Below are 12,815 nucleotides of genomic sequence, written 5' to 3' on the forward strand. Positions count from 1 at the left end.
GTGCTGGGGGTTCAGCCGGGGTGGTTTTGTCGGCGGCGGTGTTGGTTAGGACCAGGACGGATACGGTGGTGCCGACGCGGAGGAGGATGTCTTTGGGGATGTCTGCGATTTTGATGCGGACCGGGATGCGTTGGGCGAGGCGTATCCACTCGAAGGTCGGGTTGATGTTAGGGAGCAGGTCGGAGCCTGTGCTGCCATCGGATTGAGAAATGCCCCAGCCGATGCTTTCGACCTCTCCGTGAACCACCTGATCAGGATAGGCCATCAGGGTCATGATGACTTTATCGCCGATGTTGATCCTGCTGATTTTTGTTTCTGGAAAGTAGGCGTCGATCCAGAAGCTGGTAATATCTACGAGGGCAAGGGCTGGCTCATTTTCAACGGTTTGACTGCCCAGGCGCAGGTTAAGGTTGGTGACGTAGCCGGATACAGGTGCAGATACACGAGAGAAGCCAAGGTCTAACTCAGCCATGCGTAACGCTGCTTTTGCAGAGCGGAGTTGCGCGTTTTCATCGCCTGTTGCGCCAAGTGTTGCAATGACCTTGGCAAGGGAGGCTTGAGCTTCTACAAGAGCTGCTTCTGCTTGAGCGAGGCCTGACTGGGCTTTTTCGGTGTCTGAGAGGGCGACGATATAGCTCTTTTCAATCTGATCATATGTGCGCTGCGTGACATAACCGTCTTTGAGTAGCTTGGCGTTCCGGTCCAGATTTCCCTTGATGTTTTTCAGGGTGGCGATGGAGGAGCGAAGTTCTGAACTGGCTTGCTCCACGTTCGAGCGATACTGGGCAACGTTTGCTTCCGAAGCTTCGCGCTCTTTTTCAAGCGCGTTGAGTTGATCGATCGTTTGATCAAGATCCGCTTTCTTCTCAGCAAAGGTTGCTTCAAATGTTCTTGGGTCGATGCGGAAGAGCAGTTGCCCTGCTTGTACACTTTGATTGTCTTTGATTGGAAGATCTACGATCGGCCCGGAGACACGGGTTGCGATTTGGATGACGTTTGCTCTGACCTGACCATCGCGTGTCCATGGGTTTTGCAAGTAGGCATAGTATTTATAAGCGAACGCGAGAACTGCGACGCCAACGATCGTGCCCGTTATCATTGCTTTATGTGTGGGTTTCAATGCTCTCATATCGGAATGACCCAACTTCCAATTACTGCGGTGTAGATGACGGCCAAAGCCAGGAAGACGCCGGGTGGATAGAGGAGGAATCTGGAAAGCCGGTATCTGTTTAACAAACGTGATGTGATCCAGCTGAGAAGCAAACCTAAGAAAGACGCGATCAGAAATGGGGGGAAATAAACGGCCCCAATGGCCCATTCACCAGGATATCCATTCATTGACGCATACTCCTTTAGAAACGAGCTTCTTTCAGATAAGGCCAATCGACTTTTTGAGATTGCTCTTCATAGTCTTCTAATGCCTGATAAACACTGCGAATACCTCCAAGAATGCGATAGATATTTAATCGTTCCCCTAACTCTCCATCATATTTACTCTGTTCTTGCTCTGCCTTTGAGATTTTATCTTCTATTTCCGGGAGTCTTGTTTCGCGTAGTTTTAAAGTCGCTTCTAACGTTTCACATGAGGGCTCTTCCACCAGTTTTGTGAAGTCAGTCATCAGCTGAGTGCTCCAGCCATGAATGTCATGCTTTAGCGTCTCATAAAGTTGGCTGTTTTCAGCAGTTTTGAACTCATCCATCAGGACTGACAGGCGAATGGAAAGTGCCTCAAGAACAACGGTGATCTTGATCAGTTCACTTTTCTCAATGTCTTGAGAGATCTCCGGTATCCAGCCTCGAATGATATGAGGGATGCTTTCGATCTCGTTGATGTAGTGTCGTCTGAGGTAGCGTTGCCAGCGGGAGTCCTTTGTCGTGTGTTTGTTTTTCTGATCTGACAAAAGATAGCTTGCACCTTTAAAGAAGCGGCGTAGCAGGTTGAGATATTGAACTTCTGGGCGCAGGTTAAATGTGAATGTGGACACACACGCAAAAATTGCCACGACTATGATGAAAACGAGCAATTGATCGACTGCATAATTGAAGCTGTATGTCTGGGTGTTGCTTATGCCTGTTGTCATTACGAAATTCGCCAGGCCAAACATTCTTCCCAAAGTTGCCTCAGGTGAATGAAAGAAATAGGAGATGGAAAATACTGATATGAAAATGACAGCCCCAAGAGACCAGAAACTATGCAAATGCGGCATTATCAAAAGGTAGATGCTGGCTGCGAATATGTTTGATGAAACGCCAATCTTCAACAACCTGAGAGGCCTGATATACGGGTCGGTTGATAGGGAGATGCTATACACGCCTACTAAGATCAAAAGTACGGGGCCAGTTGGAAGATTTGGGGAATAGATATAGGCGATATAAGCGATCCAAAGACACAGGAAGGCGCGAAAAGCCCCCTTCAAAGCGCCGATATTTATGATGTGCTTTTTAGGCGTAGGCGCGACTTTAAAGGTGGTGTCAGTACGTTGGCGCAAGCCAAATATGACGGCGTTTATCTCATATAGCTGATATGTAATATGTTCGATGTTTCTGAGTTGATTGACGTAAAGTGACAGGGCTGCTTTTTCGAGTTGCTTGAGACCTGCAGTATTGGTTTTATTGATATGAAGTTCGCGTTGTGGGCTGGTGTAGTCCGAATGCTCTCCCAAAGACATCTTGGTGATAGCCGTTAAGCGCTGCTCTACTTCATTGATGTATTGGGAGCGCCAAGGCAGGTGTTTTTTAAGCTCAATTGTTTGAACGTCACCTATGTTTTGCCGGCACGCTTCTATTGCCCGTTCGTAATCAACCCACAGTTTCGCGGCATCTTTCCATAAATCGTGAACTTCCCAGATTTCATAGTTTTCGAGTTGGGCAATATTGGAAAGCTCCTCGAATCTGGCCTGTAATGATGAGAAGTCGCCTTGTTGCTTCAGGTACTGTTGGGGAGCGCGTGAGAACCCGTTGTCCAATGTTTCTTGAAAAATCCCAAGGGCAGCGTGGCTCAGGTGGCTGGCTGTGCTGTAAAGCGCTTTCGCTGATGTCTTAGGCCAAAGGACAGCTGAGACCACACTGTAGGTGATCACGCCTAAAGCAGTCTCCTCAATCCGCAGCATTGCGGTATAGAAGGCAGGCTCATTGCTTGTTGATGAATCCACAACCACAATGATTGTTACGAAAGCTGCCACGTTCCAAAAATAGGCGTTTCGTGTTGTGCTCTTCATATAGGTGCAAACTAAAACAAAGCTGGATAAGACAATCATAAACATCCAGCGTTGTTGCGGATAAAGGGAGAGGATCAGGAGTGCTGCGACCGCCGCAATGAATGTCCCGGCAATGCGCTGCGCGCCTTTGTTGAAGGATTGTCCTGATGTTTCCAGCGAGATAAATGCAACGGCCAGACCAGCCCAATACGGGCGGTCCCAATCCATGTAGAGCGCAATGGCGTAAGCGATCACCATTGCTAACCCAACCTTAATTGAATCCTTTGCTCTGTCGCTGAGAAACATATCCTCACTCGCTGACGTTTCCAGTCATGCCTGAAAAGCACTTCAGCCAAGATAGGTTGAAGACGTGTGAGATAGGTTTTGGTTTTTCTTTCAATTCGTTGCGTTGTTTTATCAAGACACGGACGGTGACTTGAACCCGATTTCGAAGATGTTTGCTTTTGGTGATTACGTTTCTTGTCAGAGCAGGTTTGGAAGATGGAGGTCTGTGATGGCTCTAATTGATCATAATGCGCAGGAACTGGAAGAGTGGCGGGGTGGGGTGGTGACGCGGATGAGGGTCTCTGCTGTGAATGGTGCGCATCAGCTTTGTATTTTTGATCAGTGGTGTGAGCCCGGAAGTGGGGCCCCGTTGCATCTGCATGCGGTGGAAGAGCTTTTGGAGGTGATTGACGGAACTGCGGAGATCACTTGCGGAGACGAACAGTATGTCGCGACAGGTAATCAGAGTGTCCTGATCCCTGCCGGACGTTTGCATGGGTTTTGTAATGTGGGTGATGGAACGCTGCATGTGCGGGCGACACTGGCTGCGCCAATCTTTGAGGCCAGTTATGAGAACAGCACGGAGGTGTCTCGCCGTTGGGTGCCGGATGGATCGTTGTGATGGGTTTTAGAGGTCGGTTCAGCTTTCTGGAGGCAAGTTCAATAGATTTAGCCGTATTCTTCCGTTAGTTTTCGCTGAGACCTTACATGGGCTGTAGGACGCTGGGAGGCTGTCGTCGGTTTGGCTTGTGAGGGAAAGCAAAAGAATACCTGAAAAGCGGGGGAACAGGATGTTTGCCAAAGAACACATTACCTATGAGCCAGTGGATTTGCCGGATCGTCTGGACCTGAGCGATGAGCAGATGCTTGAAGCTGTGAAAGGCTTTTATGACAAGATGAAGCGTCGCCATACGGTTCGGGATTTTTCTAATCGTCCTGTTGCCCGAGAGGTTATTGAAGAGTGCATTCGCACGGCTGGTACAGCTCCTTCTGGTGCGAACCATCAGCCCTGGCATTTTGTGGCGATCTCTCAACCTGAGTTTAAGAAGCGTATTCGGGATGGTGCGGAAGAAGAAGAGCGCCGGTTTTATGACGGCGGCGCGGGTGATGAGTGGATCAAAGCGCTTGAGCCAATTGGCACTAATGACGACAAGCCCCACTTGGAAGACGCGCCGTGGCTGATTGTTGTGTTTGCACAGCGTTGGGGGCAGTTTGAAGACGGGACGCGCTACAAGAACTACTATGTGCCTGAAAGCACTGGCATTGCTTGTGGTTTTCTGCTGACGGCGCTGCACCATGCAGGGCTGGTTTCGCTGACCCATACGCCCAACCCGATGAAATTTTTGAATGGCATGCTGGATCGCCCTGACTCCGAAAAACCAATCATGATCATTGCAGTTGGTCACCCGGCTGAAGATGCCAAGGTGCCTGCTGTGGCGAAGCTGAAGAAGCCTCTTTCTGAAATCCTGACTGTAGCGGATTAGAGCTTCAGGTTTTTCAGACGCAGGGAGTTCATCACCACGCAGAAGGATGACAGGCTCATGGCCAGTGCTGCAATCATGGGTGAGAGCAGCGCTCCGGTGAAGGGGTAGAGAATGCCTGCTGCGATGGGGACACCTGCGGAGTTGTAGACGAACGCCAGAAACAGGTTCTGGCGGATGTTGCGCAACGACCCGATGGCGAGCTTGCGGGCACGCACAATGCCTGTGAGATCGCCATTCAGCAATGTGATGCCCGCGCTTTCGACGGCGACGTCTGCGCCCGTTCCCATTGCCAGCCCTACATCGGCAGAAGCAAGAGCGGGTGCGTCGTTGACACCGTCGCCTGCCATTGCAACCATTGCTCCGGATGCATGGAGCTGGTCGACCAGTGTCTTCTTGTCTTCTGGCAAGGCTTCTGCCTTGAACTCATCAATACCGACGGAGTTGGCCACGGCTTTGGCTGTCAGGGCATTGTCTCCGGTTGCCATGACGACTTTGATACCGGCCTCATGCAGTTGCTGGATGGCCTCGGCTGCGTTTTCTTTGATCGGGTCGGAGATGGCGATCAAGCCGATGATTTCTTGCTCATTTGACATATAGATGCTGGTGTTGCCTGCAGCACTCAAAGCTTGGTGCTTTTGCTTCATGTCTTCAGAGATCTTATCGGTGAGGTTGAAGATGACCGGGTTGCCGATGGCGTAGAGCTTGCCCTCTACCTTCGCGCTAACGCCCTTTCCGGTGTGGGCCTCAAAATCATCGGAGTTGGACAGCGACATTTTTCTGGCTGAGGCAGCATGGACGATTGCTTCCGCCAGCGGATGCTCGGAGCCTTTTTCGATGGAGGCCGCGATGTGGAGGAGTTGGTCCTCGGTGTAACCCTCAGAGAAAGACTGGATTGAGGTGACGGTCGGTTTGCCTTCTGTGATGGTTCCTGTCTTGTCGACAATGAGCGTATCGACCTTGGACATGAGCTCCAGCGCGGTGGCATCTTTGATGAGCACGCCTGCCTGCGCACCCCGGCCACTGGCAGTCATGATGGACATGGGCGTGGCAAGGCCGAGGGCGCACGGGCAGGCGATGATGAGCACTGATACGGCGACGATGACGGCGTAAGACAGGGATGGTGCCGGGCCGACAACCAACCAGATGAAGAATGAGAGAATGGAGATGCTGACCACGGTGGGGACGAAGTAAGACGAGACTTTATCTGCCATGCCCTGAATGGGCGCGCGTGAGCGTTGGGCAGAGGAGACCATGGTGACGATCTTGGAGAGCATGGTGTCTGCGCCGACGTTTGTTGCCTCAATGATCAGCGTTCCGTTTTTGTTGAGTGTTCCACCTGTGACCGTGTCTCCGACGTTTTTCTCAAGGGCGATGGGCTCACCGGTGATCATGCTTTCATCCAGGTAGGATTGACCATCGACGACGCGAGAATCGACAGGGACTGCCTCTCCAGGGCGGACACGGAGCTTGTCGCCCGTCATGATGTTCTCGAGGGGGGCGTCATACTCTGTGCCGTCGTCCAGCACGCGGCGTGCCGTTTTGGGGGCAAGGTCAAGCAGGGCGCGGATGGCGTCACCCGTGCGCTCGCGGGCTCGCATTTCCAGCACCTGCCCCATAAAGATCAGCGCCAAGATGACAGCCGAGGCCTCGTAATAGACCGGCGGATGGCCTGTGGCAGCGCGGATGCTTGGGGGAAACAGGCCGGGTAGGAATGTTGCCACCAGAGAGTAAAGATAGGCGGCACCGACGCCCAGGGTGATGAGCGTCCACATGTTGAGGTTCCATGTGGTGATGGATTTGACGCCGCGCTCGAACAATGGAGTGCCCGCCCACAGAACAACAGGTGTTGCGAGGACAAATTCAACATAGATGGCTGTGGGTTCTCCGATCCATTCGCGGAACGGGAGGCCGATGAAGGGGCCCATGGTGATGGCGAGCAGGGGAACGGAGAGGATTGCGCTGAGCCAGAAGCGTCTTGTGAAGTCGACCAGTTCGTGGCTGGGTTCGTCATTGCTGGTGACTGTCATGGGCTCCAATGCCATGCCGCAGATAGGGCATTCGCCGGGGCCTTTCTTGACGATCTCCGGATGCATGGGGCAGGTGTAATCGACATCCTGCGTCTGTGTGTCCTGCTGCTTTTTGCTGTTGCCAGAGGCGTAGTAATAGGGATCGCTGTCGAACTTATTGAAGCATTTGTCGGAGCAGAAGTGGTAGGGCTTTCCTGAAAAATCAGCTGAGAGGGTGTCGGCTGTGACTGTTACGGACATGCCGCAGACCGGATCCTGCTCCGTGGGGGAGGTGGCATTGGGTTGTGGTGTGTTTGATGCCTCGTCCATCGGTCAAAAGGCTCCCTGATCCAGCGCGCACGCGTTCTACCAGCGCAGATCATATGCCTTTGCAGTGCCTTAAAGGATTAAAGCTCCGTGGGACTTGGCAGTATCACTAGGCAGAACTTAATGGAAATGAGGGCATTTGGGTCAAGTTGCCAAGAGCGATTGTCTGTTGGCCATGGAGAGCGATCTGGCTCTCATTTATTATGTGTCGCTTTGCGTTTGAGCCAGCTTCAGATGCGGTTCCATGATCATGGCGAACTTGCGGATGATCTTTTCGATGTAATCCGGGTCGCTGTGGAACTCCTGCTGGAAAATCATGCCGCGGATGAAAGAGCGCCAGATGAGGAGGGTTAGAGTTACGTCTTCAATGGTCTCTTTATCTAAACCCGGTGGCAGAAAGAACTGGTTGAGCTGCTCGTTCCAGTCTTCCAGTTTGGGGGAGATGCGCAGGGACAATGCCTTGTCCGTGCGGGTTGCCATGATGATTTCAGAGAAGGCGCGCCCCTCTGGTGTGTCGATGATGTTTTTCCAATAGGTTACGAGTGCGTCGGCGAGTGTCCCGTTACCAGAATGCGTTACTTGCGCGAAGGGGAAAGAGTTTGGGCTTTCCTGTTGGTAGTGGCGCAAAATTCTTGAGAGCAGAAAGTCGACCGTTCCAATCACCAGATCTTCCTTGGAGGGGAAGTGGTGCATCAGGGCACCGCGACTGACATCAACGCCTTCCAGCACGCGATTGATTGAGGTTTCTGCATAGCCGAGCCGGTCGAGGCAATCGATGGTCGACTTAATGAGGGCTTTGCGTGTGTTTTCACCGCGCTGCTTCTTCTTGTCTAACTTGCTTACCATGATCAACCTTAGCCTTAGGAAGGGGTTTTCTCTGAAACACTTGACGTATTGGGAACTAGTATATACCGTACGTTTGGTATGTAAAAGAGGTTTCCGTTAAAATGACCATGAAAACCACGGAAAATCAAAGCTCTAGTAAACGTAAGCAGCCAATTCGCATTGGGGGGGCTTGCGGCTTTTGGGGTGACTCTAGTGCGTCAACCGGGCAGTTGTTGCGCGCTGGAGGGCTCGATTACATTGTTTACGACTATCTGGCAGAGATCACTCTTTCCATCATGGCAAGGGCGCGTCAGAAATCTCCTGATCTTGGATATGCGACGGATTTTGTTGAGCAGGTGCTTGGCTTGAACCTGAAGGCTATTGCCGAATCCAAGACGAAAATTCTCAGCAATGCTGGTGGTGTTAATCCTGAGAGTTGTGCCTCCAAGATCCGTGAATTGATTGCTGCGCAGAAGCTGGATCTGAAGGTTGCCGTTGTCACTGGTGATGATCTGTTAGCGGAGGCTGGAACCTATCAGGCCGCTGGTGTGACAGAGATGTTCTCTCATGAGGCCTACCCGAAGTCAGAGAAGGTTGCCTCCATCAATGCTTACCTTGGTGCGCAGCCTGTTGTTGCGGCTCTGGACGCTGGTGCAGATATCGTCATTACAGGGCGGTGTGCTGACAGTGCGTTGACCCTTGCTGCATGCGCGCATGCTTTTGGCTGGGATTGGGCGGACTATGACCGCCTTTCAGCAGGTAGCCTCGTTGGCCATCTGCTGGAGTGCGGGACGCAGGTTACTGGTGGCAACTTTACGGACTGGCGGGATGTGCCGGATGTGAAGAAGATCGGTTATCCGATTGCGACAGTTTATGAAGATGGCAGCTGTGATCTGAGTAAACCGGATGGCAGTGGCGGGCTTGTGAGCGTTGGCACTGTTGCTGAGCAGATGATCTATGAGATTGGTGATCCGCAGGCTTATTTGCTTCCTGATGTGACCTGCGATTTTTCCCAGGTGAAGGTTGAGGCGAAAGCAGCGGATTGTGTGCATGTATCTGGTGCAAAAGGGCGTTCAGCGCCTGAGAGCCTGAAGGTTTCAGCAACCTGGGCGGATGGGTTTCGCATTGGTTTGATGATCCCTTATGTGGGCTTTGATGCTGGTGAGAAGGCGCAGGTGTTTGCTGACCTTGCGCTTGGCCGCGCTGAGACGGTGATGAAAAAGCTTGGTGCACCCGGCTATCAAGAGGTGTCCGTTGAGATTGTGGGGGCAGGATCTCAGGTTGGAGCGGCTTCTGTGAGCCGGGGCACCTATGAAGAGGTTGTCCTGAAGATTGCCGCGCGGCATGTGGACCAGCGTGCTGCTGGTTTGTTGTTGCGTGAGCTGACTGGATTGGGCCTTTCGGTTGCTCCGGGGATGACAACGTTTAACGGTGGTCGGCCTAAGCCGTCGCCTGTTGTGCGGTTGTTCTCGTTCCTTGTTGAGCAGTCGGCGGTTTCGCCTCAGGTTTCTCTGGAAGGAGCGCCTGTTCCGTTTGAGTCTGTGATTGCGACAGGTGCGGCAGCGGCAGCTGAGAGTGCCGAGGTTCCGCAAGTAGCTGCCTCTGATGATGCGCTGATTGAGGTTCCGCTGATCAAGCTGGCTTATGCGCGTAGTGGTGACAAAGGCGATAAAGCGAACATTGGCGTGATTGCGCGGAAAGCAGAGTGGTTGCCGTGGATTGCAGCTGCACTGAGTGAAGAGGCTGTTGCGCGGACCTTTGCGCATTTCAATCCGGGCAAGGTGGCTCGTTTCTATCTGCCGGGCTGTCATGCGCTTAATTTCCTGATTGATGATGTGCTTGGCGGCGGCGGCATTGCCAGCCTGAGGCTGGATCCGCAAGCAAAGGCGTACAGCCAGATCTTGCTGACGCAGAATGTTCCGGTTCCGCAGTCCATTGCGCAGGAGGTGATGTGATGAGTGAAGCTTCAACAACTTCCCCCGTTCTTGTGGTTCAAAAAGATGGTTGGATGACCATCACTTTGAACCAGCCCGAGAAGCGCAATCCGCTGACAGGTGAGGTGATTGCTGAAATCTCCAGGGTTCTGCGGGATGTGCAGGATGATCGCAGCGTGCGTGGCATCACGTTCACTGGTGCTGGCGGTGTGTTCTGTGCTGGTGGTGATCTGAAGTCCTTCCAGCAGATCATGGCTGGTGGTGATGAGACCGAGGTGATTGCGCAAAAGATCAGTCTGGAAGCTGCAGCGTTTTTTGGAATGATCGCCAATCAGCCGCAAGTAACCATTGCCTTGGTGGAGGGGGCCGCCATGGCTGGTGGCCTTGGTATGGCCAGCGCTTGCGATTTTGTGGTCGCCACGCAAGATGCCAAATTTGCATTTACTGAGACGCGGATTGGCTTGCCGCCTGCTCAGATTGCTCAGTACGTGACCAAACGTCTGGGCTACCAGAAAGCCAAGAAAATGCTCGTGTTGGGGAGCAAACTGACCGGTGTTGAGGCCTTTGACATCGGTCTGGTCGATGAAGCTGTTGCAGATCAGGCAGCGCTTGAGACAGCAGAAGCGGACCTGAAACAGCAAGTTCTGGCTTGTGCGCCAGATGCTGTTGCGGCCACCAAACAGGTGGTTGAGGAGACGCTTTTCCTTGAACAGGAAGAGTTGCGCCAGAGCGCGGCTGCTCATTTTGCAAGAGCTATCGTTGGGGAAGAGGGACAGGAAGGTGTGAAGTCGTTTTTACAAAAACGCAAACCTTCCTGGGCTCCTTAGGTGACCCCTTAAATTCTGGGGTATGCGTTTACCCGATAACAGATGTTCGAATGCGGTGAAGGAAGAAGAAATGCAGGGTATGCTCATATTCATATGAGCTGACTATAATGCCGAAGTCTATCGCGCAATAACGATAGTGTTGGAACCAGCGGGGAGGCTGAACCAACACATCAGAGGAGGGAACATGGGTACACAGTACGCACTGCCAATTGAAATGCTGCAAAAATGGGCCACAGATAAACCAAACTCGGTTTATCTGCGACAACCCGTGAACCGGCAGTTCATAGAATTCACCTGGAAGGAGTGTTACGACACCGTCCGGCGTGTGGCTGCTGCGCTCCAGTCAATGGGTTTCCAACCGGGAGACCGGATTGGTATTCTCTCTAAGAACTGCGCTGAATGGTTTCTGGCTGACTTTGCAATTCAGGCCGCTGGTTATATCTCAACACCAATTTATTACACTGCCTCAGCGGATACGATCAGCTACATCATCAATCATGCAGATATCAAAGCGCTGTTTATGGGCAAGCTGGATGACTTTGCGCCGAGCCAGCAGGGTATTCCTGAGGGCGTGGTCAAGATCGCGCTTCCCTATAACACGATAGATTGTGAGCACAGCTGGACGGAGCTGGTCAAAACGAATGATCCGTTGCCAGAAGATAAGCTGGCCAAGCCAGAGCTGGATGAGCTGTTTTCCATTGTTTACACCTCTGGATCCACCGGGAACCCGAAGGGGGTGGAAGTCACCTGGCGCAATATTGCCTATGGCGCATGGTCTCCAACCCAGTCTTTGGAACTGGGCCGTGAAGAACGCCTGATCTCCTATCTTCCGCTGGCGCATATCACCGAGCGTGCTCTTGTTGAGCATGTGAGCCTTTATGCAGGTGTGGTCGTGAGCTTTGTGGAGTCTTTGGACACCTTTGCAGAGGACTTGCGGGCAGCTGAAGTGACCATGTTCATTTCTGTTCCGCGTCTCTGGATGAAATTCCAGTCCAGTATCCTTGCCAAGGTCCCGCAGAAGAAGCTGGACAGGCTTTTGAGCATTCCGATCCTGAGCTGGTATGTGAAGCGGAAAATCCGCGGACAGCTTGGCCTGACCAACGCAAAGCTCATCGGGAGTGGTTCAGCACCAATCTCCAAGGCTGTTCTGGAATGGTACCAGAAGCTGGGCATCAACATTACTGAGGGATGGGGCATGACCGAGACTGCAGGTCTTGCGTCCTCTCACTTCCCATTCCGTGCGGATAAGGTTGGCACAATCGGTACGCCGCTTGCAGGGCTTGAGATCAAGATCACCAATGAAGGTGAGCTTCTCATTCGCGGGGACGCTGTGACCAAGGGATACTACAAGGATCCTGAGCTGACTGCTGAAACCATTGAAGATGGCTGGTTCCATACTGGTGACAAGGTTGAGCAGGATGCAGATGGGTTCTTGCGTATTACGGGCCGTGTGAAGGAAATCTTCAAGTCTTCCAAGGGCAAGTACATTGCACCCGTGCCGATTGAGGCCATGCTGTTTGACAACACGTATGTTGAGCAAGCCTGTGTGATGGGGTCCGATTTGGCGCAGCCTGCAGCGGTGGTGTTCCTCTCCAGTGAGATGACCCATGGCCTGTCGCGCGAAGAGGTGCGTACCAGCCTTGAAGAGACCTATCACAGCATCAACAGTGCCGTTGAAAGCCATTTGAAACTGAGCTCCATCATTGTCGCAAACGACATGTGGACCATTGAGAATGGTTATCTCACCCCGACCATGAAGATCAAAAGAACACGCCTTGAAGATCGCTACCAAGAGGTGGTGCAAGGTATGCCTGATCGTCCGGTGGTTTGGGAAGATGAATGCGGTGCTGCGGCTGGTGCGCCGGCCTGAAAGACTGACAATGGTTTGGGGTGACGCGGTCACCCCAAACCGGGAATTTTGAGGCGAGGG

Annotated in this window: 10 protein-coding genes; 5 read left to right on the forward strand and 5 right to left on the reverse strand. The window is 52.4% G+C overall.

Annotated features, from left to right (window positions below; genetic code table 11):
• The 3 genes from DHN43_RS05625 to DHN43_RS05635 form a co-directional block, all read right to left on the reverse strand.
• On the reverse strand, positions 1–1,129 hold a 1,129-nt coding region (locus DHN43_RS05625; protein WP_108818409.1), incomplete at its 3' end, for an HlyD family secretion protein.
• The gene (locus tag DHN43_RS05630) at positions 1,126–1,338 is read right to left on the reverse strand and encodes a DUF1656 domain-containing protein (RefSeq protein WP_082596670.1); all 213 of its coding nucleotides are present in this window, start codon (positions 1,336–1,338) and stop codon (positions 1,126–1,128) included. The genes DHN43_RS05625 and DHN43_RS05630, both read right to left, overlap by 4 nt.
• A gap of 14 nt (positions 1,339–1,352) precedes the next feature.
• Positions 1,353–3,503: an FUSC family protein gene (locus tag DHN43_RS05635; RefSeq protein WP_108818020.1), complete on the reverse strand. Its 2,151-nt coding sequence runs from the start codon at positions 3,501–3,503 to the stop codon at positions 1,353–1,355.
• A 208-nt stretch (positions 3,504–3,711) separates the two neighbouring features.
• Between DHN43_RS05635 and DHN43_RS05640 the strand changes: the two genes are divergently transcribed.
• The gene (locus DHN43_RS05640; RefSeq protein ID WP_108818021.1) at positions 3,712–4,104 is read left to right on the forward strand and encodes a cupin domain-containing protein; all 393 of its coding nucleotides are present in this window, start codon (positions 3,712–3,714) and stop codon (positions 4,102–4,104) included.
• Between the two features lie 169 nt (positions 4,105–4,273).
• Complete coding sequence (locus tag DHN43_RS05645; protein ID WP_057461220.1) at positions 4,274–4,966, forward strand: nitroreductase family protein; 693 nt, start codon at positions 4,274–4,276, stop codon at positions 4,964–4,966.
• Here DHN43_RS05645 and DHN43_RS05650 read toward each other — a convergent pair.
• The gene (locus DHN43_RS05650; protein ID WP_108818022.1) at positions 4,963–7,302 is read right to left on the reverse strand and encodes a heavy metal translocating P-type ATPase; all 2,340 of its coding nucleotides are present in this window, start codon (positions 7,300–7,302) and stop codon (positions 4,963–4,965) included. The genes DHN43_RS05645 and DHN43_RS05650 overlap by 4 nt on opposite strands.
• 198 nt (positions 7,303–7,500) lie before the next feature.
• Positions 7,501–8,145 carry a TetR/AcrR family transcriptional regulator gene (locus DHN43_RS05655; RefSeq protein ID WP_108818023.1) on the reverse strand — a complete coding sequence of 215 codons (645 nt, stop codon included), beginning with the start codon at positions 8,143–8,145 and terminating at the stop codon, positions 7,501–7,503.
• A gap of 101 nt (positions 8,146–8,246) precedes the next feature.
• Between DHN43_RS05655 and DHN43_RS05660 the strand changes: the two genes are divergently transcribed.
• The 3 genes from DHN43_RS05660 (at position 8,247) to DHN43_RS05670 (ending at position 12,755) form a co-directional block, all read left to right on the forward strand.
• Positions 8,247–10,079 (forward strand): acyclic terpene utilization AtuA family protein, encoded by a 1,833-nt coding sequence (locus DHN43_RS05660; RefSeq protein ID WP_108818024.1) that lies wholly within the window; start codon positions 8,247–8,249, stop codon positions 10,077–10,079.
• The gene (locus DHN43_RS05665) at positions 10,079–10,885 is read left to right on the forward strand and encodes an enoyl-CoA hydratase/isomerase family protein (RefSeq protein ID WP_108818025.1); all 807 of its coding nucleotides are present in this window, start codon (positions 10,079–10,081) and stop codon (positions 10,883–10,885) included. The genes DHN43_RS05660 and DHN43_RS05665 overlap by 1 nt, the downstream gene beginning before the upstream one ends.
• A 184-nt stretch (positions 10,886–11,069) precedes the next feature.
• Positions 11,070–12,755 carry an AMP-binding protein gene (locus DHN43_RS05670; RefSeq protein WP_108818026.1) on the forward strand — a complete coding sequence of 562 codons (1,686 nt, stop codon included), beginning with the start codon at positions 11,070–11,072 and terminating at the stop codon, positions 12,753–12,755.
• Positions 12,756–12,815 lie beyond the last annotated feature (60 nt).

Source organism: Pseudovibrio sp. Alg231-02 (assembly GCF_900143565.1).
GTDB lineage: Bacteria > Pseudomonadota > Alphaproteobacteria > Rhizobiales > Stappiaceae > Pseudovibrio.

What these genes read in the sequence shown, in the direction of transcription:
- DHN43_RS05665 (WP_108818025.1), top strand. Translation starts at nt 10,079, where the DNA reads ATGAGTGAAGCTTCAACAACTTCCCCCGTTCTTGTGGTTCAAAAAGAT.
- DHN43_RS05670 (WP_108818026.1), top strand. Translation starts at nt 11,070, where the DNA reads ATGGGTACACAGTACGCACTGCCAATTGAAATGCTGCAAAAATGGGCC.
- DHN43_RS05650 (WP_108818022.1), bottom strand. Translation starts at nt 7,302, where the DNA reads ATGGACGAGGCATCAAACACACCACAACCCAATGCCACCTCCCCCACG.
- DHN43_RS05655 (WP_108818023.1), bottom strand. Translation starts at nt 8,145, where the DNA reads ATGGTAAGCAAGTTAGACAAGAAGAAGCAGCGCGGTGAAAACACACGC.
- DHN43_RS05660 (WP_108818024.1), top strand. Translation starts at nt 8,247, where the DNA reads ATGACCATGAAAACCACGGAAAATCAAAGCTCTAGTAAACGTAAGCAG.
- DHN43_RS05630 (WP_082596670.1), bottom strand. Translation starts at nt 1,338, where the DNA reads ATGAATGGATATCCTGGTGAATGGGCCATTGGGGCCGTTTATTTCCCC.
- DHN43_RS05640 (WP_108818021.1), top strand. Translation starts at nt 3,712, where the DNA reads ATGGCTCTAATTGATCATAATGCGCAGGAACTGGAAGAGTGGCGGGGT.
- DHN43_RS05635 (WP_108818020.1), bottom strand. Translation starts at nt 3,503, where the DNA reads ATGTTTCTCAGCGACAGAGCAAAGGATTCAATTAAGGTTGGGTTAGCA.
- DHN43_RS05645 (WP_057461220.1), top strand. Translation starts at nt 4,274, where the DNA reads ATGTTTGCCAAAGAACACATTACCTATGAGCCAGTGGATTTGCCGGAT.